This is a genomic window from Sphingomonas sp. AC411, assembly GCF_979253035.1.
Window position 1 is genome coordinate 712,699 of the sequence record NZ_CEEDAQ010000001.1, and the last position, 21,538, is coordinate 734,236.

18 protein-coding genes, 1 tRNA gene and 5 pseudogenes are annotated in these 21,538 nt (G+C 63.9%); 12 read left to right on the forward strand and 12 right to left on the reverse strand.

The window, feature by feature from the left end; translation table 11 throughout:
- Window positions 1–2 precede the first annotated feature (2 nt).
- The 4 genes and pseudogenes from AC0IX7_RS03740 (at window position 3) to AC0IX7_RS03755 (ending at window position 2,929) form a co-directional block, all read left to right on the forward strand.
- Window positions 3–884, forward strand: a pseudogene (locus AC0IX7_RS03740) (alpha/beta fold hydrolase).
- A gap of 58 nt (window positions 885–942) precedes the next feature.
- Window positions 943–1,149, forward strand: coding sequence for a hypothetical protein (locus AC0IX7_RS03745; RefSeq protein WP_471810597.1), 207 nt, complete (start codon window positions 943–945; stop codon window positions 1,147–1,149).
- Window positions 1,119–1,700 carry an SDR family oxidoreductase gene (locus AC0IX7_RS03750; RefSeq protein WP_471813721.1) on the forward strand — a complete coding sequence of 194 codons (582 nt, stop codon included), beginning with the start codon at window positions 1,119–1,121 and terminating at the stop codon, window positions 1,698–1,700. Before AC0IX7_RS03745 ends, AC0IX7_RS03750 begins: the two co-directional genes overlap by 31 nt.
- 120 nt (window positions 1,701–1,820) lie before the next feature.
- Window positions 1,821–2,929, forward strand: a pseudogene (locus tag AC0IX7_RS03755) (glycoside hydrolase family 130 protein).
- On the opposite strand, the gene AC0IX7_RS03760 reads toward AC0IX7_RS03755, so the two are convergent.
- From AC0IX7_RS03760 to AC0IX7_RS03770, 3 genes are all read right to left on the reverse strand, one after another.
- Window positions 2,919–3,074 carry a hypothetical protein gene (locus tag AC0IX7_RS03760; protein WP_471810598.1) on the reverse strand — a complete coding sequence of 52 codons (156 nt, stop codon included), beginning with the start codon at window positions 3,072–3,074 and terminating at the stop codon, window positions 2,919–2,921. The pseudogene AC0IX7_RS03755 and the gene AC0IX7_RS03760 sit on opposite strands and share 11 nt — an antisense overlap.
- Window positions 3,071–3,802 carry an exonuclease domain-containing protein gene (locus tag AC0IX7_RS03765; protein WP_471810599.1) on the reverse strand — a complete coding sequence of 244 codons (732 nt, stop codon included), beginning with the start codon at window positions 3,800–3,802 and terminating at the stop codon, window positions 3,071–3,073. The genes AC0IX7_RS03760 and AC0IX7_RS03765 overlap by 4 nt, the downstream gene beginning before the upstream one ends.
- Window positions 3,803–4,816: 1,014 nt before the next feature.
- Window positions 4,817–5,164 (reverse strand): hypothetical protein, encoded by a 348-nt coding sequence (locus tag AC0IX7_RS03770; protein ID WP_471810600.1) that lies wholly within the window; start codon window positions 5,162–5,164, stop codon window positions 4,817–4,819.
- Between the two features lie 1,477 nt (window positions 5,165–6,641).
- Here AC0IX7_RS03770 and AC0IX7_RS03775 point away from each other — a divergent pair.
- Window positions 6,642–7,712 (forward strand): alpha/beta hydrolase, encoded by a 1,071-nt coding sequence (locus AC0IX7_RS03775; protein WP_471810601.1) that lies wholly within the window; start codon window positions 6,642–6,644, stop codon window positions 7,710–7,712.
- Between the two features lie 360 nt (window positions 7,713–8,072).
- Here the strand turns inward: AC0IX7_RS03775 and AC0IX7_RS03780 are convergent.
- The 3 genes and pseudogenes from AC0IX7_RS03780 to AC0IX7_RS03790 all read right to left on the reverse strand — a co-directional run bounded on the left by AC0IX7_RS03780 (window position 8,073) and on the right by AC0IX7_RS03790 (window position 8,940).
- A tRNA-Arg gene (locus AC0IX7_RS03780) sits at window positions 8,073–8,149 on the reverse strand.
- A gap of 280 nt (window positions 8,150–8,429) precedes the next feature.
- Window positions 8,430–8,689 (reverse strand): annotated as a pseudogene (locus tag AC0IX7_RS03785) (SWIB/MDM2 domain-containing protein).
- A gap of 47 nt (window positions 8,690–8,736) precedes the next feature.
- A complete protein-coding gene (locus AC0IX7_RS03790) occupies window positions 8,737–8,940 on the reverse strand; it encodes a hypervirulence associated TUDOR domain-containing protein (protein WP_056482645.1) in 204 nt (67 codons plus the stop codon).
- Window positions 8,941–9,059: 119 nt separating this feature from the next.
- Here AC0IX7_RS03790 and AC0IX7_RS03795 point away from each other — a divergent pair, with 119 nt between their 5' ends.
- The 3 genes and pseudogenes from AC0IX7_RS03795 (at window position 9,060) to fghA (ending at window position 11,394) form a co-directional block, all read left to right on the forward strand.
- The gene (locus AC0IX7_RS03795) at window positions 9,060–10,166 is read left to right on the forward strand and encodes an S-(hydroxymethyl)glutathione dehydrogenase/class III alcohol dehydrogenase (protein WP_471810602.1); all 1,107 of its coding nucleotides are present in this window, start codon (window positions 9,060–9,062) and stop codon (window positions 10,164–10,166) included.
- An 11-nt stretch (window positions 10,167–10,177) separates the two neighbouring features.
- Window positions 10,178–10,560, forward strand: a pseudogene (locus AC0IX7_RS03800) (VOC family protein).
- 80 nt (window positions 10,561–10,640) lie between these two features.
- Window positions 10,641–11,394: pseudogene (gene fghA / locus AC0IX7_RS03805) on the forward strand (S-formylglutathione hydrolase).
- Window positions 11,395–11,863: 469 nt separating this feature from the next.
- On the opposite strand, the gene AC0IX7_RS03810 reads toward fghA, so the two are convergent.
- Window positions 11,864–13,243, reverse strand: a complete 1,380-nt coding sequence (locus AC0IX7_RS03810; protein WP_471810603.1) for a TonB-dependent receptor domain-containing protein — start codon at window positions 13,241–13,243, stop codon at window positions 11,864–11,866.
- On the reverse strand, window positions 13,132–14,799 hold the full coding sequence (locus AC0IX7_RS03815; RefSeq protein ID WP_471813723.1) for a TonB-dependent receptor plug domain-containing protein: 1,668 nt from the start codon (window positions 14,797–14,799) through the stop codon (window positions 13,132–13,134). The genes AC0IX7_RS03810 and AC0IX7_RS03815 overlap by 112 nt, the downstream gene beginning before the upstream one ends.
- Here AC0IX7_RS03815 and AC0IX7_RS03820 point away from each other — a divergent pair.
- The 4 genes from AC0IX7_RS03820 to AC0IX7_RS03835 all read left to right on the forward strand — a co-directional run bounded on the left by AC0IX7_RS03820 (window position 14,726) and on the right by AC0IX7_RS03835 (window position 16,773).
- Window positions 14,726–14,902 (forward strand): hypothetical protein, encoded by a 177-nt coding sequence (locus tag AC0IX7_RS03820; protein WP_328805564.1) that lies wholly within the window; start codon window positions 14,726–14,728, stop codon window positions 14,900–14,902. The genes AC0IX7_RS03815 and AC0IX7_RS03820 overlap by 74 nt on opposite strands.
- A 132-nt stretch (window positions 14,903–15,034) precedes the next feature.
- Window positions 15,035–15,673 (forward strand): GTP cyclohydrolase I FolE, encoded by a 639-nt coding sequence (gene folE / locus AC0IX7_RS03825; protein ID WP_471810604.1) that lies wholly within the window; start codon window positions 15,035–15,037, stop codon window positions 15,671–15,673.
- Entirely contained in the window at window positions 15,673–16,407 is a 735-nt protein-coding gene (locus AC0IX7_RS03830) for an SDR family NAD(P)-dependent oxidoreductase (RefSeq protein ID WP_471810605.1), read from the forward strand. The genes folE and AC0IX7_RS03830 overlap by 1 nt, the downstream gene beginning before the upstream one ends.
- A 15-nt stretch (window positions 16,408–16,422) precedes the next feature.
- The gene (locus tag AC0IX7_RS03835; RefSeq protein WP_471810606.1) at window positions 16,423–16,773 is read left to right on the forward strand and encodes a dihydroneopterin aldolase; all 351 of its coding nucleotides are present in this window, start codon (window positions 16,423–16,425) and stop codon (window positions 16,771–16,773) included.
- Between the two features lie 131 nt (window positions 16,774–16,904).
- On the opposite strand, the gene leuA is transcribed toward AC0IX7_RS03835, so the two are convergent.
- The 4 genes from leuA to ilvN all read right to left on the reverse strand — a co-directional run bounded on the left by leuA (window position 16,905) and on the right by ilvN (window position 21,481).
- Window positions 16,905–18,563, reverse strand: coding sequence for a 2-isopropylmalate synthase (leuA, locus tag AC0IX7_RS03840; RefSeq protein ID WP_471810607.1), 1,659 nt, complete (start codon window positions 18,561–18,563; stop codon window positions 16,905–16,907).
- Window positions 18,564–18,757: 194 nt separating this feature from the next.
- Window positions 18,758–19,363: a YceI family protein gene (locus tag AC0IX7_RS03845; protein WP_471810608.1), complete on the reverse strand. Its 606-nt coding sequence runs from the start codon at window positions 19,361–19,363 to the stop codon at window positions 18,758–18,760.
- Between the two features lie 482 nt (window positions 19,364–19,845).
- On the reverse strand, window positions 19,846–20,865 hold the full coding sequence (gene ilvC / locus AC0IX7_RS03850; RefSeq protein ID WP_471810609.1) for a ketol-acid reductoisomerase: 1,020 nt from the start codon (window positions 20,863–20,865) through the stop codon (window positions 19,846–19,848).
- 100 nt (window positions 20,866–20,965) lie between these two features.
- Window positions 20,966–21,481 carry an acetolactate synthase small subunit gene (gene ilvN / locus AC0IX7_RS03855; protein WP_056048113.1) on the reverse strand — a complete coding sequence of 172 codons (516 nt, stop codon included), beginning with the start codon at window positions 21,479–21,481 and terminating at the stop codon, window positions 20,966–20,968.
- Between the last annotated feature and the right edge of the window lie 57 nt (window positions 21,482–21,538).

The window sequence follows — 21,538 nt, forward strand, 5'->3', positions numbered from 1 at the left end:
CCATGGCTGCTTACGAAAACCTCTATTGGTGGTCCAATGACGGGCTGAGACTGCATGCGCGGGACTATCCGGGCGGGGCGGAAGGGCAGCCGCCGATCCTCTGCATGCCGGGCCTGACGCGCAATGCGCGCGATTTCGATGCGTTGGCGGCAAGGCTGGCGGGGCGCTGGCGCCTGATCGCGGTGGATTTTCGCGGGCGCGGCGAGAGCGCGTATGCGAAGGACCCGATGTCGTACGTGCCCTTGACGTACGTGCAGGACGTCGAGGCGTTGCTGACGGATCGCGGCATCGACCGGTATATCGCGTTCGGCACCTCGCTTGGGGGATCGTCACGATGCTGATGGCGGGGCCTTCGCGAGACCGAATGGCCGGGGCATTGCTCAATGACGTCGGCCCCGAGATCGACGCGCACGGCCTGTCGCGGATTCGCGGATATGTCGGCAAGGCGAGCGTCTTCCCGACCTGGATGCACGCCGCGCGGTGCGTCGCGGAGAATAACGGCGACGTCTATCCCGACTTCTCGATCGAGGACTGGCTGGCGATGGCCAAGCGACTGTACCGGCTCAACAGTTCGGGGCGGATCGTGCTGGATTACGACCTGAAGATCGCCGAGCCGTTCCGAGTGCCGGGGAACGAGGCGGGGCCGGACATGTGGCAGGCGCTCGGCTCGTTGCGCGACGATGCCGACGCTGATCGTGCGGGGCGGGCGATCGGACCTGCTGTCGGCGGCGACGGCGGATCGGATGGCGGCATCGCTCGACCGCGCCGAACTGGTGACGGTGCCGGGCGTGGGCCATGCGCCGACGCTGAGCGAGACGATGCTGCAGGAGCCGATCGACCGGTTGCTGGCGCGCGCGCTTGAGGGGGCGGCGATCCGCGCTTAGGGACACCCGGCTGGGGCTGCGCGTTAGGCGGAGACTTACTGACAAGCCGGGACACTTGATGACTGAACTCGCCGACGCACATACGACCGTCCGCCCGCTAAAAGGCCGCCGCGCCATCATTACCGGGGGGACCACCGGGATCGGCCGGGCGATCGCGGTGCTGCTGGCGGCGGAAGGCGCAAGGTCTTCATCTGCGGTCGTGACGAGCGCTATCTGCGCGATGCGCTGGCGCGTATCCGCGAGGTCGGCGAAGGCGACGGGATGATCACCGAGCTTGCCGACCCCGACAAGGTCCGCGCGTTCTTCGATGCGGGCGAGGCATATCTCGGCGGCTTCGACATCACTGTCGTCAACGCGGCGGTCGCGGCCGGCGGTCTGACGCAGATGAGCGAGGATGAACTCCGCTACGCGATCGCGGTCGACTTCACGGCGTATCTGCTCAGCGCGCATCACGCCGCACACCGAATGAAGCCGATCAGCGACATCGTCATCATCGGCTCGCTGAGCGCGCATATCCTCGGGCCGAGCTCGACGGTGTATGCCGGGGTCAAGTCGGGGATCGCCGGCTTCTCGGAGGCGTTGCGACGCGAGCTGGGGCCGAAGGGAATCAAGGTCTCGCTGGTCGAGCCGGGCAAGGTCGGGTCGAACATGCAGTATCCGGACGTGCCCGACGACAAGCAGCGCCAGATGATCGAGGCGGAGCAGATGCTGCGCGCCGAGGATATCGCGGTCGGGGTGGAGTTCGTGCTGACTCAGCCGACGCGGACCGTGATCCAGCAGATCGTGATCGTGCCCCGGGCGCTGGAGGGGGAATAGGCTTCTCTTCCTTGTTCTCCCGCGTAGGCGGGAGCCCAGGGTTACACGGGACTGCGTTTGTGATCCTGGGCCCCGCCTTCGCGAGGGAACACAATGGATTACGCATCAAAGGAGAATAGCATGTTCGACCAGCTCGTCTTCACCCCTGCGGACATCGACCTGTCGCGCTCGCCGCTGGCGGGGAAGGTCGGCGCCGAAACCTATGTGCTCGGCGCGTTCAATCCGGGGATGACCCGGCTGGCGAACAGCAACCTGCTGCTGATGGTGCGCGTCGCCGAGGCACTGAAGCAGCCGATCAAGGACGGCAACGTCCACGCGATCCGCTGGGAGGACGGTGCGTATGTGCTCGACGCGTGGCCGTTGCAGCAAGTGGATACCAAGGATCCGCGCAAATTCCTGATCCCCGGCGGCGGGTGGAAAGTGATGGCGTTGACGTCGCTGTCGTGGTTGCTGCCGGTCGAACTGGACGCCGAAGGGCGCTCGGTCGTAGCGGTGCATTACGACAAGGCGATCGCACCGCGGACGTCGTACCAATGCTACGGGGTCGAGGATGCGCGCATCTCGAAGGTCGGCGACCGCTATCTGATGACCACCTGTTCGGTCAGCCCCGAGCGGCATTCGACCACGCTGTACACGTCCGCCGACGCGCTCGACTGGCAGCTCGAGGGGATCGTCCTCGATCACCAGAACAAGGACATGCTGATCTTCGAAGGGCTGATCGACGGGCAATATTGGGCGCAGACGCGGCCGCTCGGCGACCTGTATTTCGCGTATCCGCCGGGCAGCGAATGGCGCGCCGGACCGTCGATCAACCTGTCGCGCTCGCCCGACGCGCTGCACTGGAAGCCGCACGACAAGCCCGGTATCCGCCCGCACGCCGCCACCGTCTCGACCGCGCGGATGGGTGGCGGCGCACCCCGATCCTGACCGATCGCGGCTGGCTGACGCTGTGGCACGGCGTCGAGCCGTCAGGGGTAGTCGGCATCTACCGCACCTATTGGTCGATCCTGGACAAGGACGACCCGTCGATCACGGTCGCGACCGAGCACACCGCGCTGCTGGAGCCGAACCCCGCGCTGACCGAGCCGCTGAAAGACCGGATGTACCTCGCCAACGTCGTCTTCACGACCGGCATTGCCGACGCCGGGGACTTCTACGTCGTCGCGAGCGGCGAGGCGGATCTGGCGTGCCGGATCACGCATATCGCGAAGGACGTGTTCAGCCGGTAATCGGTCCCGCCGCCAGACCCGGCAGGTCCAGCTCGTGTTCGGACACGATCCGGATCGCGCCCCCGAGGCGGCGATATTGCTCGGCTCGGCGGAACGCGCCGCTGTTGCGGACGGAATAGGCGAACGGCGCGCGTCCGGCGATCACCAGCGCGGTCGTGGTGTTGCCGACGGCCGAGACGATCCGGCCACCCAGCGCGGCGATCCGGCAGGCCAGGGCACCATCCGGGGTTCGCCCAGGATCGCGATCCGCTCGCCGCTGAGCGGTCCGGACGGCGCAGGACGCGGTGCGGGTCCGGGCTTGCGCGGCGGGGCTAGCCATTCGTCGAGCGCGATACCGGTATGGTCGATCGCCTTGACGATCACCCAGCCAGCCGCGCGCGCATCGCTCAGCGCGTCGTGATGCTTGTGCTCGATCCCCAGATATCGGGCGAGCAGCCCGAGCCGGTGGCTCTCCAGATCGGGCCAGGCGCGCTTGGCGACGCGCACGCTGTCGAGCCAGACCGTCTCAATCGCAGGGCGGTCATGGACCCTGCATGCAGCCGCCAGCGCGCCCTTGTCGAAATAGGAATGCGCCACCGTCGTTCGACCGGAAAGATGGCCGTGGACGATGCCGTGGACGTCGGCGAAGCTCGGCTGGCCGACGACGTGGTGCTCGGCGATGCCGTGGATGCGGGTGTTGAACAGGTGGAATTCGTCGCGCGGATCGAGCAGCGTCTCGTATTCGAAGATCTCGCGTCCGTCGCGAAACCCGACGATGCCGATCTGGCAGATGCTGCTGACTCGCGAACAGGCGGTCTCGACGTCGATCACGACGAAATCCGGGGGCAGGGTGTCAGGGGGATCGGATCGCGTCACGGTCGAGATGTCGAGCATCGCGCCTCCATGCACGCATGTGCGCGGCGGATAAACATCTTTGGAAGAAGCCGGAATTGGGCCGGAGCCTGAAAAGCCGGTCGGCGCGGCGCGAGGCGAATTGCGCCCTTGCCCGGTTCTCAGCGGCAGGGCCCCTTCGCGCACCGCCGCCCGCTCATTCCACGGCGCACCAGAACCGTACCGTCGACGACGGGTCTGCCCGATGCAGATTGGTGGTGAGCAATCCGAGCGTCATGGCGCAATTCTGCCGGTTGAAATCCCCCGATCGTATGGAGTTGAAGCTGGCGAAGTGGACCCTCGGGGCGCTGTCGTTCGAGGAGCGATAGAGCCGGTAGGTCGCTCCGGCCATCGGCGTGCAGCCGCCCAATATAACGCCCAATATAACGATCGTGGCAAGCGCCGTCAGTGCCGTAATGCCGTGCAATGCATGTGTGATCGCGATGTCCCCTGGAGGTCCCAATGGGTCGCTCGAAGACTTCAGGCAAGCGGCAAGGTTGCGCAGCCGACTATCGGGTCCGGCAAGAATTCAGGTATTCGTCTTTTTATTGGGGAAAGACATGATCTTGGTATTTTCAGAAGAATATTCAGATGCCGAATAAATTACGCGGACGTCGTCCCGTTTAGGATCAAACCCGATCCCGACTGCCTCGAACACCCGAAAAGGACGATCCATCCGAGCGGTTCGATCAGCCAAAGTCCTGCCGTGCTGCACCCGAATGGTCCGGCCGCCCGGCGCTGCTGGAGCAATGTCGCCACGGATGACAGGCAGGGTGCATCGTTAGCGCGCCGACCCCGAATGCCGCGCAATCAACGCGTGAACAAGAACCCACGCAGAACAGGAACGTCGCACCTTCCAGCAGTCCTACAAATACGTTCCCGGCGGCGCGCAATAGGTTGATGCTCAGCGCCTGTGCGAACCACCGCGTTTCTACGATCCAAAGATTCACGATGCTCAATCCGACGAGCCAATGGCCCACCATCCGCGTCACTTCGTGCTGGTCGAACCCGAAGCTGCTACCGACACTCAGGCCGAGCGCAAAAACAGCTGCCGGATAACATTGCTCGTAGAAAGGCTGCTGTAGAAGTGCGATCGAGCTTGATCTTGCGCCTGCGCACCATGCGCGCTGCCAGGAAGAGTGGGAAACCAGCGAAAACGACGACGCGAAGGACCAGGGCACTCGCATTGTCGTTGACCAGGTCGGCGAGGCCATGATGATTGGCGATAATTTCGTCGGTCTGGCCCAGCGCCGTGGAGACCGTGTGCGCCAACAACAGCGTCAGAGCCAAAAGCAGGGGCGGACTGAGCACCGACGCATATCGTTCATCGTCGGGGAGCGCCATTTCGCGCTCGATCTGCTTCATCGTACCGACCGGTCGCAACAGCGCCTGCCAAAGCGTAAGGGGAAGAAGATCACCCAGCTCATGACCTCGTAGAGAGTTCATCGAGCGAATTTAGCCACTTCATAAAGTCCATATCGCATGATGTGCGATGTAGAATTTGATCGCAACGGTTTGCTATTCGTTGTCGTCGGGTTTTCGAGGCTCGCCCACGGCGGAACCCGCGGCAGCAATAAGTGATTGAGAAGCGTCGACAGTGATGGACGCCGTCATCCCGCTTCCATAAACTCGTCGCATTGATGAAGAGGTAGTTTCGAACGAACGGGAGAGTCGCCATGCGTTATCGAGCACACGTGTCGAAGATCACGACCGCAGTTCTTTTAGGAGCAGCACTTCCGGCGGTTGCCGATGCGCAATCTACGGGGCTCGAGGACATGGTAGGCGCCCGTGCCGGCCAAGCTGAGATGGAGTTGCAGCGGCGCGGCTACGTCAACATCCTCGGTGAGCAGGGTGATGATCGCGCCTATACCTATTGGTGGAACGCCGATCGCCGCCAGTGCGTCAGCATCGCCACGATGGACGGCCGCTACAATTCCATCCAACCGACCACGTCCCCCGATTGCAGGAAGCCCGCGAACCTTCGCCCCAACCCCAACTACGGTGGACCGCCTGCGTCCCGGCCGCGCCCAGACTATGAGCCCGATCCGGCATATGGACGCGCGCCAGTGGGGCCCGGTGGCGGTCAGGCCAACTCTCCGTCGGGGGGCCCGTCGTCGATGGAAGGAACGTGGAACTGGGGCTCGTCTGTTTCGGGGACGGGTCGAAGACCGGTTTCGCCAGTGGTACGACGTGGAATTGGAACCGTGATCGTGATCGGTATGAGTCCGGCAATTACACCGAAACCAGAAGGGAGGTCTTCGATGCCTCGCTCACGATCCAGACGTGGGCGGGGTGGACGTATCCGGCTACCCAAATCACTGATCCCGCCGATCAATTCTCGTGGCGATCAGGGATGGTGGGAGCTGCGCGACGTATCCGTCAGCCCCGATACGATCCGCGCCAGTTACCGCCTGAACGGGTTGAACAAGCCAAAGCTGACGATCGACCGGCGCAGCGGCCGCATCACGGTCGAGGGTATGAGCAACTATGGCTTTCGCGGCACGTGCGACACGATCGGGCACGAACCGCGGCGATTCTAGGGTAAAGCGGGGTGGACGCGCTGCCGACGCGTGGTGGGCGATAGCCGAGGCGCGCGCTTGAACGACTGTTATCGGGAGTTCTGATTCCTCAACCTGAGCATCCGTGCGTGGACACTTTCGGCCAACCCCGTTTTCGGGGATCGAGTTTCGGAAACGACCGGGTTGGGAAGATTGCGGACTGCACCTTTTGGGAGTGCGGGTAGCGATAGCCGACGTCGCTGCCTTTCCATAAAAGTTAGACTTTCGGTAATTGCTGGTCGCGTCGTATCAAAGCGGCGATACTAGAATGGAGAGGGGCCATCATGAACAGCAAAGGACGTAGTAATACTTTCATTTTTGCCAGTTTATACATGATGCTTTCCGGGCCGGTACATGCACAATCCGATGTCTCCCGAGCGACTTTAATACAAGCTAAGCAAGTGCGTATCATATCCGAACCCGGTGTAATGCTTGCTGGTGAATTGCAGGTCCCGCGTTCCGGAGACACACGCAAGCCTGCGGTGTTGCTGCTGGGCGGGGGCGGTGCTTCACCTCACGGCATTTATCCGCTGTTGGAGGCAAGGCTACACGCGAAGGGGATCGTGACGCTCAGCTTCGACAAACGAGGTGTAGGCCAATCGACGGGTACGTTCGATGATGCGATGGAACCCGCGCAACGCGATGCCCGCGCGGCGCTTGCCTATCTGCGATCGCGCCGTGACGTCATCGACATAGATCGCATCGCAATACTGGGACTGAGCCAAGGGGCGGTGATTGGGCCGGCGCTTGCTGTCGAGAACCCGTCTATTGCCGCTGTTGTCGCGCTGGCTGCCCCGGCGGGAGAGCGCGGGATGCTGTTCCTCGATGCGATGCGGGTAAAGCTAGCGGCTGCTGGGATGGAGGCGAAGGCTGTCGAGCACGTCGTCAGCGCTACGCGCTTCTATCTCGATGCGCTGACGACAGCCGCGCCGCCTGAGACGATTGCTGGTGGTCGTATCGCATTGGTTCAGTCGTTTGTCGCCAGTGGATGGAAGCAGGATCAGGCCGAAGGCGCAGTGAAAGCTTTGAGCGATCCGGCAACGTCGTCCCTCTACACCGTTGCCGCCAATCAGGTTCTCTCGCAGGTTCGTGCGCCGGTGCTGGTGATCTATGCGGCAGACGACACGGTCGTATCCAGCGCACTCAGCATACCGGAGGCGAGGCGCGCTTTGAGCAAGAACAAAGATGCTTCTATCGTCGAAATGCCCAACGTCGAACACGGTTTCAAACCGCTTGTTCTAACGGCATCCGGAAAGCGGGACTATCAAGGGTGGCCTATCTCTGATCCTGCCACCCTCGATCTCATAAACGAGTGGCTCCCCCGCCGCCTTCTTCAACCCACAAAAGCAAAATAGATGCTTGGCAAGACGCCTCGCACGCGCATGATAGTCCGTCGCCAGTCGCGTAGTTAACGGCACGTGAGCGTTCCACAAACGAACCCATGGCGGGACACTTGTGCGGGCGATCACGCCGATAGCCGTCCAGGACATCGCCTTTCGCAAAAGCTGTTTCCGATCGCTCTTTCCCGAAATGGGCTGTCGGAGACGGCAAAACAGGAAAGCTCGTACTTGACGAATGGCTGCTATCGGAAGTCCGAAACGCCAACTCAAGCCTCTGGATGTCGGCATCATGCGCCTGCGCGTGGCGGTTTGCGATAGCGTCAGCCCTCGCGTGTTCGCGTCTGTGCGAAGGCAGCCGAACAATGGCGAAAAAGCTGGTGCCCCCGGCGAGATTTGAACACGCGGCCTACGGTTTAGGAAACCGTCGCTCTATCCGGCTGAGCTACGGGGGCATCGTCGGCGCATTACGCCGGTCGGGGGGACGATCAAGCTCGGGTAAGCGTGGAAAGCTCGGGGCTTGCGTCCGGTCGGTCGGCCTGTCGCCGGACCCTTGGTATAAACTTCGTGGCGTCGAACGGCTGATCGCGATCAAGGCGCGATCAGAGTCGCGCTCGGGAGGCAATCAAGCTTGCGGTCGGGTTGCGATCAGGATCGTGATCGGGTCCGATCAAGGGCGACGGGTATCGCTCACGATGCCCCGTCGCCGCTTGCCGTGCAGTGCAGTGCAGGCGGTTAGGCCTTGACGTGCTGCGAGATGTACTTGTTCATCTCGAACATCGTGCACTTGTCACGCCGAAGACCTTCTTCAGCTTCTCGTCAGCCAGAATCTCGCGCTTGTTCTCGGGGTTCTGGAGGTTGTTGGCCTTGATGTAGACCCACACCTTGCTGATCACTTCGCTGCGCGGCAGCTTGTCGTTGCCGACGATCTCGCCGAGCTCGGGAGAGGGCTGGACGGGGGCGTGGATGCCGCCGGTCTTGGGAGCTGTAGCCATAAGCATTCCTTCCTGTTGCACGCGTGCGTTAGGCACTGCGCGCGTGGTCACGCCTTGGTGAGCGCGTCCGCCTTGTGCGCTGCCTTGCCGCCCTTGTCACTCCTTACGATGAACTGCGGCTCCTCCTTGGAGGCCTTGACGGTGTGGCCCTTGATCTTCGTGTCGGTCGTCTGCTTCTTCTCGACCGTGCCGTGCGCCTCGCCGCCGTGCGATTTCCAGGTGACCTCGTCGCCCTTCTTCGGATCCTTCATCGCGCCATCTCCTTGATTTGAAAGGATCAAGCGCGGGAAAGCGGCATTGGTTGCATCGGCGGCGGGTTGCGGAGGCGGGGCGCGGGGGGCATCAGGGCGGCAATCAAGGAGACCGACCGATGAAGACCCGCGCCGCTGTCGCATTCGAGGCAAAAAAACCGCTCGAGATCGTCGAACTCGACCTCGAAGGGCCGAAATCCGGCGAAGTTCTCGTCGAAATCATGGCGACGGGCATCTGCCATACCGACGCGTACACGCTCGACGGGCTTGATTCGGAAGGCTTGTTTCCGAGCGTGCTGGGCCATGAAGGCGCCGGCATCGTCCGCGAGATCGGCGCTGGCGTGACGAGCGTCGCGGTCGGCGATCACGTGATTCCGCTCTACACGCCGGAATGCCGCCAGTGTAAGTCGTGTCTCAGCCAGAAGACCAACCTGTGCACCGCGATCCGCGCGACGCAGGGGAAAGGGCTGATGCCCGACGGGACGACGCGGTTCAGCTACAAGGGCCAGCCGATCTTCCATTACATGGGCTGCTCGACCTTCTCGAACTTTACGGTGTTGCCGGAGATCGCGGTCGCCAAGATCCGTGAGGACGCGCCGTTCGATACGTCGTGCTACGTCGGTTGCGGCGTGACGACGGGCGTCGGCGCAGTGGTGCACACGGCGAAGGTCCAGCCGGGCGATACGGTCGTGGTGTTCGGGCTCGGCGGAATCGGACTGAACGTGATCCAGGGCGCACGGCTTGCCGGCGCGGGGATGATCGTCGGTGTCGACATCAACCCGGACCGCGAGGAATGGGGGCGTCGCTTCGGCATGACTCACTTCGCCAACCCGAAGGATGTCGGCGACATCGTCCAGCACATCGTCGCGCTGACTGATGGCGGTGCGGACTATACGTTCGACGCGACCGGGAATACGACGGTGATGCGGCAGGCGCTGGAGGCGTGCCATCGCGGCTGGGGCACCTCGATCGTGATCGGCGTGGCCGAGGCGGGCAAGGAGATCTCGACGCGGCCGTTCCAGCTCGTCACCGGGCGCAACTGGCGCGGGACCGCGTTCGGCGGCGCGCGCGGGCGGACCGATACGCCGAAGATCGTCGACTGGTACATGAACGGGATGATCGAGATCGACCCGATGATCACGCACCGCCTGACGCTCGACGAGATCAACAAGGGCTTCGACCTGATGCACGCCGGCGAGAGCATCCGCTCCGTCGTGATCTACTGAGGAGCGCGTCCATGTTTACGCACATCATGCTCGGCGCCGACGATATCGCGGCCTCGAAGGCGTTCTACGACGCGGCGCTGGGTGCGCTCGGCGTTCCCGAGGGTGTCGTCGATGACTGGGGGCGAGTGGTCTATGCGCATGACGGCGGGCGCTTCCTGCTGACCAAGCCGATCGACGGGCAGCCGGCGAGCCACGGCAACGGCAGCACGATGGGGTTTGCCGCCGCGTCGACCGAGGCCGCCGATGCTTGGCACGCTGCTGGGCTTGCGAACGGCGGGACGGCTTGCGAGGATCCGCCGGGCGTCCGGGAAGCGACCGGGGGCGGAAGCTGTATCTGGCGTATCTCCGAGATCCGTCGGGGAACAAGATCTGCGCGCTGCACCGGGTCGCGTGATGAAGACCGTCTCCACCAGCAAGGCGTATGGCGGCATTCAGGACGTGTACCGCCACGCCTCGACCGCGACCGGCACCGACATGACCTTCGCCGTCTATGTCCCGCCGCATGACGAGGGCGCGCGGTTGCCGGTATTATGGTTCCTGTCGGGGCTGACGTGCACGCATGCGAACGTCATGGATAAGGGCGAGTATCGGCGGGCGTGTGCCGAGCTTGGCGTGATCCTCGTCGCGCCGGATACCTCGCCGCGCGGGGACGACGTGCCGGACGACGACGCGTACGACTTCGGCAAGGGCGCGGGCTTTATGTGAACGCGACCGAGGAGCCCTGGGCGAAGAATTTCCGGATGCGGTCCTATGTCGAGGACGAACTGCCCGCACTGATCGCAGCGCAGTTTCCGATGGCGGACATGGCGCGGCAGGGGATCTTCGGACACTCGATGGGCGGCCATGGTGCGCTGACGATCGCGTTGCGCAACCCGGACCGATTCGGAGCGTGTCGGCGTTCGCGCCGATCGTGGCGCCGTTGCAGTGTCCCTGGGGCGAGAAGGCGCTCGGCGGGTATCTCGGGGCGCACCGGACGGCGTGGCGCGCGTATGACGCTTGCGCGCTGATCGAGGATGGCGCGCGGGTATCGGAGATTTTGGTCGATCAGGGGGATGCGGATGGCTTCCTGGTCGAGCAGTTGAAGCCGGACTTGCTGGCGGCGGCGTGCGAGGCGGCTGGGATCGGGCTGACCTTGCGGATGCAGCCGGGATACGACCACAGCTATAACTTCATCTCGACCTTCATGGCGGACCACGTCGCTTGGCATGCGGAGCGGTTGGGGCGCTAACCGCGGTTTCGATGGTTCAAGGCTGTCGGTGTGCAGGCCGTGCCCTCACCCTCGCCTCCTTCGGCGTCTCTCCCTCTCCCGACGGGAGAGGTAAGGAGCACGCGGCGTCTTCGCCTTGGGAAGGGCGAGGGCGAGGGAGTATGTGTCGTCACGGTGTGGTTTGGGCCAACGCCGTCCCAAAGATCGTCATCCTGACGAAAGTCAGGACCCAGGGTTACGTGCGCCGCACCGATTGGCTCTGGGTCCTGACTTTCGTCAGGATGACGGCTGCGGCATAGGTCAGTCGTATCGACGTCCGATCTACCAATCCTCCCCCGCTATGGGGAGGTGGCTGGCACCTGCCAGACGGAGGGGGAGGCCAGCGAAACCTCTGTTCCGAGTCCTCCCCCTCCGTCGCTTGCGCCACCTCCCCTGGCGGGGAGGATCAGTTAGATCGCCGTCCTGTCCTACGGAATTGCTTCGCGAGCCCTCAGAACTTGAACCCGGCCGCGACGCCGTACCGGCGTGGTTCGATCGTGAAGATGTTGGTGAACAGCCCGGCGGACTGGTCGGTCACATATTGCCCGGTCGTGGCATCGTTGTTGGTCAGATTCTGCACATAGGCACGGACGTAGAAGCGGTCTTCGCGGGCGTTGAGCTGGACCTGCATGTTGACGACTTCATACCCCGGAATCCGGTCGATCTGGGTGTTGAAGATGCTGGCCGAGAGCCCGCCGGTATAGTTGAGGTCGGCACGCGGCACGAGGCTCATGCCGTTGACGAAGTCGATCGTGTACTGCGCGCCGACCGACCATTTGTAGGTCGGCGCCTGCGGCAGGCGGTTGCCGCGGATGTTGGTGGTCACGCCGTCGAGCACCGACACGCCGCTCGCCGCGGCGTTGGCCCCCAGCGCGGAGCAGATCCCGAACGCGCCGGTCGCCGAGATCGTCGGGATCGCGGTCGGGGCGCGCAGGCCGATCGCGCGATTGACGGCCGCGACATAGCCGTTCGACAATGCCGCATTGCCCGCGGCGTTGGGGACGACGACGCAGTTCGACGCGTTGGTGATGTCCTTGATGATCACCGCGTCGGCACGGCCGCCCGACACGTCGCGCGGGTTCACCAGGAACTTGTCGCTCGACACCTTTGAGTGGAGGTAGCTCGCGTTCATGTTGACCACGAACGCCGGCACCGGGCTCATGATCGCCTCCGCCTCGACGCCGTAGATATCGGCGTCGACATTGTCGTTGACCGAAGTGCGCGCGACGATCCGGCTCAGCTGCAAATTCTTGTACTGGTAATAGAAGCCGGTGAGGTTCAGCCTGAACTGGCCGCCGCCGAACGTATTCTTCGAGCCGATCTCGTACGCGTTGACCTGTTCGGGCAGGAACGTGCTGCTGACGTTGAACATCGGCAGCAGCGGTGGGTTGATCCCGCCCGACTTATACCCGCGCGAATAGGACGCGTAGAGCAGGTTGTTCTCGGTAATCCGGTAATCGATCACCGCGCGGCCGGTCAGCCGCGAGAAGCTGACCTGCGCATTGGCGAACTCCTGGCGCCCCGGCAGGTTCGGGTCGAAATCGACCGTGCCGTAGTTCAGCCCCTGCTCGATGCCAGTCGCGCCGATCGGCGTCAGCACGTTGAGCGCGAGGTTGCGCGCTTGGTCGGTCTTCTCGTCATGGTTGTAGCGCAGGCCGACGGTCAGCTTCAGCTTGTCGGTAAACTTGAAATACGTTTCGCCGAAGATGCCGTAGGATTTCAGGCGGAACTCGACGTCGCTGTTGCGATAGAACGGCGTGGACAGGAAATAGCCGTTGCCGGCGGGCAGCCCGCTCCGCCGCGTTCGCCGAGCCGAGGATGCCCGAAGCATAGTCCAGCCCGAACGCGTTGACGAAATAGTCGGTGTTGGTCGATTTGCTGTCGACATAGATGCCGCCGAGCAGGAAGTTGAACATCCCGTCGAAATTGCTGTCGAGATGCGCTTCGGCGGAGAACTGGCGGCTCTTCTGGCGCGAGCGATCGAAGTCGAGGCTCTGCGCATAGCACCCGATCGAGTTGCCGCCATAGATGCCGACATTGTTCGGATCGGCAGCGGACTGGCACACGCCGCCGGCGGGGCCGTTGGGGATCAGCGCCTGCCGTACGCCGCTGAGGAACGCGAACGGCGATCCGGTGCGCGCAATTGCATTGAGCGTGGCAAGCCCGACATTGTTGGTCAGCGGGTTCTCGACCGCGAGGTTGTAGTCGGCGGTGCTGTCGACGACGTTGCGCGTGTAGCCACCGGTGAAGTTCAGGCTGACCGGGCCGAAATCGTGGAAGATCTTCGCGGTATATTGCTCCTCCTCGGCGAAATAGGTCGGGCTGTAGTCGAGCGATACGGTCCGCACGTCCGATGGGTTGACCACGCCGGCATAGGTATCCTGGCCATAGAGGCTCTGCAGCCCGAAGCGTCCCAGCGCGGGGTTGTTGACCGCGAAGAACTCGCTCGAACTGAGCACCGCCGCCAGCGTCGAATTGCCGTTCGCGGTCTCGTTGGCGAGGCGGTCGGGAAGGCAGCCGAGGATGCCGGTCGGATCGCGGTGGCAGAGCTGCTTCTGCAAGCGAGAGCGATCGTCCTTCTCGCGAAAATACGATCCGATCAGGTCGATCCGGGTGTTGCTGCTCGGCTCCCACGACAGCGTGCCGCGCACCGAATACAGATCCCGTCCATCGATGTCGCGACCGTCGTACAGGTTCTTGGTATAGCCGTCGCGGTTGAGATAGGTGCCGGCGACGCGGATGCCGAGCGTGTCGGTGAAGGGCAGGTTGATCATCGCCCGCACGCGCTTCGAGATCGTAATTGCCATATTCGAACTCGGCGGCGGAATGCACGCCGGTGAGGTCAGGCTTGGCGGAGATGAAGTTGACCACGCCCGACGTCGCGTTGCGGCCGAACAGCGTGCCCTGCGGACCGCGCAACACTTCGATCCGCTCCAGATCGAAGAACTCGCTCTCGAACAGGCGGGTCGTCACCAGCGGCATGTCGTTGACGTGGATACCGGTCGCGGTGTCGCAGGTCGCACCGGTGCACAGATCGCCGATCCCGCGGATCGTGAAGCTCGACGTCGTGAAGTTGGTCTTGGTGAAGGTGATGTTGGGCAGCGTCTGCTGGAGCGCGCTCGGGTTGACGATCTGCTGCTTGGCGATGTTGTCAGCGGTAAAAGCGCTCACAGCAATCGGAACAACCTGCAAACGCTGCGATTGGCGTTGGGCGGTAATCACGATATCCTGCGCGCCGTACGGATCGGTCGGCGGCGCGGTGGAGACGTCTTGGGTCGTCTGCGTTGAGGGGGCCTCCTGACCGGGCCCATTGGTGGGTGCGGTGTTTTCAGCCGATGTCGTGGTGGCCGTCTGCGCCATTGCCGGCGCAATCGACAGGAGTATCATCGCCGAAGCGGCGAGCAATTCGAACTTAGCCATGGCAGTCCTCTCCCCGATCGTGCCGGTCTTTGCCGATTCACGATTTAGTTTTTCAGGTATGGCGAAGTAACGATTAAAAAAATCAATCGTCAACGCTTTTCGTGCCCGGAAAACGGGGATTTATGGCAAGTGGCCGAAATGAAACAGTTGCAAAAGAGGACCCATGTTCTGATGTTTGGGTATGCTGATAAAGGGTGTTGCGATGCGGGATGAACTGGACGGGGCCGCAGGGCAGGCGGTTACTGACGATGTGCTGGGTCCCGACGGCAAGCTGATTGTCCCCGAAGACGTAGCGTCGGCGATCCGTACGCTGATCCGTTGGGCGGGCGACGATCCGACGCGTGAGGGGCTGCTCGATACGCCGCGGCGTGTTGCACGTGCGTGGAAGGAATATTGCGCGGGCTATGGCGACGATCCGGCGAAACACCTCGACCGCGTGTTCGAAGAAGTCGGCGGCTATGACGAGATCGTGCTGCTGAAGGACATCCCGTTCCAGTCCCACTGCGAGCATCACATGGCGCCAATCATCGGCAAGGCGCACATCGCCTACCTGCCGCGCAACCATGTCGTCGGCATTTCCAAGCTCGCGCGCGTGTTGCACGGGTTCGCGCGGCGATTGCAGGTGCAGGAGCGGCTGACCGCGGAAGTGGCCGACTGCATCTGGGACAATCTCAAGCCGCAGGGCGTCGCGGTGGTGATCGAGGCGAGCCACGCCTGCATGACCGCGCGCGGCGTGCGGACGCCGGGCGTGACGATGGTGACGAGCCGGATGATGGGCGTGTTTCGCGACGACGAACGCAGCCGCAAGGAAGTGCTGGCGTTGATGGGACAGCGCGCCTGATGCGGACCGTGCTGGTCACGGGCGGGGCGAAGCGGTTGGGCGCGGCGATCGTGCGGCGGCTGGCGGCTGATGGCCATGCGGTGATCGTGCATCAGGGGCATTCGCGGGACGAGGCCGAGGCGCTGGTGGCGAAAATCATCGGCGAGGGCGGTCGTGCCGCGGCGGTGGCGGGCGACCTGAGCGATCTCGGTGCGATCGGCGACCTGTTCGCGGCGGCGCGGGCTGCGATTGGCGGCCCGGTCGACGGGCTGGTGAACTGTGCCTCGCGGTTTGAGTTCGACCGGCCGCCGAGTGTGGACCCGGTGCTGTTCGCCGAGTTGAGCGCGATCAATTGCGGCGCGCCGGTGCTGCTGGCGTCTGCGCTCGCTTCGCAGGACGACGTGGCGGACGGCGCGGTGGTCAATGTGCTCGATCAAAAAATGGCTAACCTGAACCCCGACTTCTTCTCGTACAGTTGCGGGAAGATCGCCCTGGAGGGCGCGACGACGATGCTGGCACAGGCGCTCGGCCCGCGGATCGCGGTGAACGCGGTGTCGCCGGGTCTGACCTTGCCGAGCGGCGACCAGACCAAAGCGGAGTTCGCGGCGGTGGCCAGCGACAATCTGCTGCGGCGACCGGTCGGATCGGAGGCGGTCGCGGATGCGGTCGCGTGGCTGCTGACCGCGAAGGGTGTGACGGGGCAGAATATATTCGTCGATTGCGGGCAGCGGTTTTGGCGCGCGATGGCGACGTGATGTTTGAGGGACGCAATGGCTGAGTTCACGACGATCCTCGACGGGCTCGAGGTCATGATGCGGCTCGGCATCCATCCGCATGAGGTGGCGCCGCAATGCGTGGTCGTTTCGGTCGAGATGACGGTCGTGTATCCAGGCCCGCTTGGCGAGGATGCGATCGAGGAGGTGCTCGATTATGATTTCGTGCGCGCGGGGATATTGGCGATGGTGGCGGCGCGCCCGATCGCCTTGCAGGAGACGCTGTGCGAGGGGATCGCGGCGCTGTGCCTCGCGGACGAACGGGTGCGTCGGGTGAAGGTCCGCACCGTGAAGGCCGACGTCTACCCCGACGCCCGCGTAGGCTGCGAGATCGTTCGGGAACGCTAATCCTCCCCGGAACGGGGAGGGGGACCGCCACGCACTTGCGGGGTGGTGGAGGGGCTGTCCCAGTAGCGTAACGCTCGCGGCACGCCCCTCCACCAGCTATGCTGGTCCCCCTCCCCGCGTGCGGAGGAGGATTACGCGCGGTTGGCGGCGCTCAATACCGCCCGCACCGAAGCAGTGGCGATGTCGGTGTCCATGCCGACGCCGAACACCGTCTTGCCCTCGGCGGTCCGGCATTCGACATACGCCGCCGCCTGCGCATCCGCCCCGTGGCCGATCGCGTGCTCGTTGTAATCCACCACGTCGAGTGTCGGCCCGGTCGAGTCCGCGATCGCCGCGATCACACCCGAGATCAGCCCGTTGCCACGCCCCGAGATCGACCGCTCCTCGCCATCGATCGCAACCCGACCGATGAACACGCGCTGCCCCGAGGCGCCGCTTTCCTCATAATCGCGCAACTCTACGCGGTCGTCGGCCTGCGGCATGTACGTCCGCTCGAACAGGCCCCAGATGTCGGCCGCGTTCAGTTCGCGGCTCGTCTCGTCGGCATAGGCCTGCACGTGCCGGCTGAAGTCCGCCTGGAGCCGCTTGGGCAGCTTCAGCCCCTTGTCCTGCTCGATCACCCAGGCGACGCCGCCCTTGCCCGACTGCGAATTGACGCGGATCACCGCCTCGTAGCTGCGGCCGAGATCGGCGGGGTCGATCGGCAGATAGGGGACCTCCCACAGCGTGTCGTTCTTCGCCTCCTGCGCCGCGAAGCCCTTCTTGATCGCGTCCTGATGGCTCCCCGAGAACGCGGTGAAGACCAGGTCGCCGGCATAGGGCGTGCGCGGGTGGACGGGGATGTTGGTGCAGTAGTTCACGGTGTTCACGACGCCGTCGATGTCCGACAGGTCGAGCTTCGGATCCACCCCTTGCGTGTACATGTTGAGCGCGACGGTCACGAGATCGCAATTGCCGGTGCGTTCGCCATTGCCGAGCAGGCAGCCCTCGACCCGGTCCGCGCCCGCCATCATGCCGAGCTCTGCCGCCGCCACGCCGGTGCCGCGATCGTTGTGCGTGTGCAGGCTGATCGCGACCGAGTCGCGGTTGCGGATGTGGCGGCCGAACCATTCGATCTGGTCGGCATAGATGTTCGGCGTCGCGCATTCGACGGTCGCGGGCAGGTTGAAAATGATCGGATTCTGGGGCGTCGGCATCAGGACGTCCATCACCGCCTCGCAGACCTCGAGGCTGAAATCGAGTTCGGCGGTGGAGAAGGTCTCGGGGCTGTATTCGAACTGCCAGCGGACGTTGGGCTGCTTGGCGGCTTCGTCGCGCAGCACCTTGGCGCCGTCGATGGCGATCTGCTTCACCTGCGCGCGGTCCATCCCGAACACGATCTTGCGCCATGCCGGGCTGACCGCATTGTAGAGGTGGACGATCGCGGTCTTGGCGCCGACGAGGCTGGCGAAACTCGTCTCGATCAGGTCGCGGCGCGATTGGGTCAGCACCTGGATCGACACGTCGTCGGGAATGCGGCCGGTCTTCACGAGCCCCGAGATGAAGTCGAACTCGGTCGCGCCCGCGCTCGGGAACCCGACCTCGATCTCCTTCAACCCGACCTTGCAGAGCAGGTCGAAGAAGCGCGTCTTCTTCTCCGCATCCATCGGGTCGATCAGCGCCTGGTTGCCGTCGCGCAGATCGGTGGAGAGCCAGCAGGGCGGCTTGATGATCGTCTTCGACGGCCATTGGCGGTCGGGTAGGACGACTTGCGGGAAAGGTCGGTATTTGGTCGATGGGTCGCGCAGCATGGCTCGTATCTCTCGTGTCGTCGGGAGCGTTCGGGTCAGCCCTTAGGCGCGAGGCGCGGGGCAGGGCCACCGCGCAAACGATCGGCGCGCCTAAGGGCGCGTAAGTCGAAGCAGCAGGAGGCGGCCGTGCGTCATTAACGGCGTCCTATCGCGCGGACACGTCCCGTGTCCAGCGCGATAGGAAGTTCGACAGATTATTGCGCCGAGAACGCGGCGTTGATCGTGAGGTCGACCTTGTCCGACACCACCGGGGCGTAAGCGCCGATGTTGAAGTCGCTGCGCTTGATCGAGGTCGTCGCGCGGAAGCCGAAGTTCAGCTTCTTGTTCATCGGGTTCGCGCCCGCGCCCACGAACGTCGCCTGGAGCACGACCGGCTTGGTGACGCCCTTCAGCGTGAGGTCGCCGGTGATGGTCGCCTTGTCGCCGGTCGCGACGACCTTGGTCGAGACGAACTTGGCGGTCGGATAGGTCGCGGAGTCGAAGAAGTCCTTCGACTTCAGATGCCCCGCGAACGGTGCCGAGGTGACCGAGAGCTGGTCGATCGCGAAATTCACTTCGACCTTGGTCGCGTTCGGCTTGGCCGGATCGATCGTGATGCTGCCACCCGACGCGCCGAGCTGCCCTTCGAGCATCGAGAAGCCCATGTGGTTGACCTGCCACGTGACCTGCGTGTGGTTCGGATCGACCGCGTAGGTGCCGGCGGTGACGCGCGCCTTGACGGGCGCGCCGGGGATGGCGGCGGTCTGCGCCATGATGGGGGCTGCGGTGAGGGCGAGGACGGTGGCTAGGACTAGGCGCATGCGGGGTCTCCTGTTGATCGCGCGATGCTGGCCGAGGTGAGGGGCGCGTCAAATGACGTTATGCCAACGCTGTGTTTCAGGATTGGGTCGGTGGGGGCGGGGGCGCTTGCGCTCGCGGTAGAGTGCACCGCCAGCTCTCATTCCCCCGCGGACGCGGGGCCCAGCTAAACCACGATCACCGCCCGAGATCCTGGGCCCCCGCGTTCGCGAGGGAACAGGGAGGCAGCGGCCGACGCTTCTCCCAAAACGCCACCACCCCGGCGAAGGACGGGGCCCAGTTGGAAAGGTCGAGGTAACGGAGCGTCGTCGTCCGTTAGCAAAGTCCCCCAACTGGGCCCTGGCCTTCGCCGGGGTGAGTATGGGTTGGGCGCGACTTCGAGCTAGTCACTTTCCTCACGCCAGCCCGTCGGCCCCGGCGAAGCCGTGCCCTATGGGCAGGCTCCGTCGTGCCGGCCGCGCTCACGCGCTATCGCGCGCTCGCGTCAGTTCTTCGCCTTGTCGACCAAAGCATTCTTCCCGATCCAAGGCATCATGCCGCGCAGTTCCGACCCGATCTTCTCGATCGGATGCGCCAGCGCCTGCTTCCGTGCCGCCTTCAACTCGGGCTGACCCGCGCGGTTGTCGAGGATGAAGTTCTTGACGAAGCGGCCCGACTGGATATCCGCCAGCACGCGCTTCATCTCGGCCTTCGTCTCCGCCGTGATGATCCGCGGACCCGTCGTGATGTCGCCATATTCGGCGGTGTTAGAGATCGAATAGCGCATGTTGGCGATCCCGCCCTCATACAGAAGGTCGACGATCAGCTTGGTCTCATGCAGGCATTCGAAATACGCCATTTCGGGCGCGTAGCCGGCCTCGACCAGCGTTTCGAACCCGGCCTGGATCAAATGGGTGATACCGCCGCACAGCACGGCCTGCTCACCGAACAGGTCGGTCTCGCATTCCTCGCGGAAGTTGGTCTCGATGATGCCCGAGCGACCGCCGCCGACGCCCGACGCGTAGGCGAGCGCGATGTCGTGCGCGTTGCCCGACTTGTCCTGGTCGATCGCGATCAGGCAGGGGACGCCGCCGCCGCGGACATATTCGCTGCGCACGGTGTGGCCGGGGCCCTTGGGCGCAATCATGATAACGTCGAGATCGGCACGCGGCTCGATCAGGCCGAAATGCACGTTCAGGCCGTGCGCGAACGCGATCGTCGCACCCTGCTTGAGGTTGTCGTGCAGGTCGCTCGCGTAGATCGCCGCCTGATGCTCGTCGGGCGCGAGGATCATGACGATGTCGGCCCAGGCGGCGGCTTCCTTGTTCGACTTGACCGCGAAGCCCGCCTCGATCGCCTTCTTGGCGGTGGCCGAGCCTTCGCGCAGTGCGATCGCGACGTCCTTGACGCCCGAATCGCGGAGGTTCTGCGCGTGCGCATGGCCCTGCGAACCATAGCCGACGATCGCGATCTTCTTGTCGGTGATGAGGTTCAGGTCGGCGTCGCGATCGTAATAGACACGCATTGAATGGTCCTTTCGATAAGGTGTGTCCCTCCGCGAAGGCGGAGGTCCAGGCTGGGCTCCCGCCTTCGCGGGAGAACAAAACTTTAAAAGCGGAGAAGTGTTAAGCCGGCTCTTTGCCGCGGGCGATCGCGACGATGCCGGTTCGGGCGACTTCGATCAGACCGACTTCACCCATGAGTTCGACGAACTTGTCGATCTTGTCGATGCCGCCGGTGACCTCGAACACGAAGCTCGACGTCGTCGCGTCGACCACGCGCGCGCGGTAGACGTCGGCGAGACGCAAAGCCTCGATCCGGTGGTCGCCCGTACCGCGGACCTTCACCAGCGCCAGCTCGCGCTCGACGTGTGCGCCCTGTGCCGTCAGGTCGGTGACCTTGTGGACGGGCACCAGCCGGTCGAGCTGGGCGATGATTTGCTCCATCGTCGCCGGCGAAGCGCTGGTGACGATCGTGATCCGGCTGACCGACTTGTCCGCGGTGATCTCCGACACCGTCAGGCTCTCGATATTATAGCCGCGCGCGGTGAACAGACCGGCGATCCGGGCGAGGATGCCCGGTTCGTTGTCGACGATGACGGCGAGCGTGTGTCGCTCGGCCTTTTCCTGGGAAATATGCATGACTAGCCTTCTCCCCTCCCTGAAAGGGAGGGGCCGAAGTGGGTTGGTTTCGATCGG

Bases quoted from the DNA above. Each gene is read 5' to 3' on its own strand.
- AC0IX7_RS03745 (WP_471810597.1), top strand. From the start codon at position 943: ATGACTGAACTCGCCGACGCACATACGACCGTCCGCCCGCTAAAAGGC.
- AC0IX7_RS03765 (WP_471810599.1), bottom strand. From the start codon at position 3,802: ATGCTCGACATCTCGACCGTGACGCGATCCGATCCCCCTGACACCCTG.
- AC0IX7_RS03770 (WP_471810600.1), bottom strand. From the start codon at position 5,164: ATGAAGCAGATCGAGCGCGAAATGGCGCTCCCCGACGATGAACGATAT.
- AC0IX7_RS03775 (WP_471810601.1), top strand. From the start codon at position 6,642: ATGAACAGCAAAGGACGTAGTAATACTTTCATTTTTGCCAGTTTATAC.
- AC0IX7_RS03790 (WP_056482645.1), bottom strand. From the start codon at position 8,940: ATGAAGGATCCGAAGAAGGGCGACGAGGTCACCTGGAAATCGCACGGC.
- AC0IX7_RS03795 (WP_471810602.1), top strand. From the start codon at position 9,060: ATGAAGACCCGCGCCGCTGTCGCATTCGAGGCAAAAAAACCGCTCGAG.
- AC0IX7_RS03810 (WP_471810603.1), bottom strand. From the start codon at position 13,243: ATGCTTCGGGCATCCTCGGCTCGGCGAACGCGGCGGAGCGGGCTGCCC.
- AC0IX7_RS03815 (WP_471813723.1), bottom strand. From the start codon at position 14,799: ATGATACTCCTGTCGATTGCGCCGGCAATGGCGCAGACGGCCACCACG.
- folE (WP_471810604.1), top strand. From the start codon at position 15,035: ATGCGGGATGAACTGGACGGGGCCGCAGGGCAGGCGGTTACTGACGAT.
- AC0IX7_RS03830 (WP_471810605.1), top strand. From the start codon at position 15,673: ATGCGGACCGTGCTGGTCACGGGCGGGGCGAAGCGGTTGGGCGCGGCG.
- AC0IX7_RS03835 (WP_471810606.1), top strand. From the start codon at position 16,423: ATGGCTGAGTTCACGACGATCCTCGACGGGCTCGAGGTCATGATGCGG.
- leuA (WP_471810607.1), bottom strand. From the start codon at position 18,563: ATGCTGCGCGACCCATCGACCAAATACCGACCTTTCCCGCAAGTCGTC.
- AC0IX7_RS03845 (WP_471810608.1), bottom strand. From the start codon at position 19,363: ATGCGCCTAGTCCTAGCCACCGTCCTCGCCCTCACCGCAGCCCCCATC.
- ilvC (WP_471810609.1), bottom strand. From the start codon at position 20,865: ATGCGTGTCTATTACGATCGCGACGCCGACCTGAACCTCATCACCGAC.
- ilvN (WP_056048113.1), bottom strand. From the start codon at position 21,481: ATGCATATTTCCCAGGAAAAGGCCGAGCGACACACGCTCGCCGTCATC.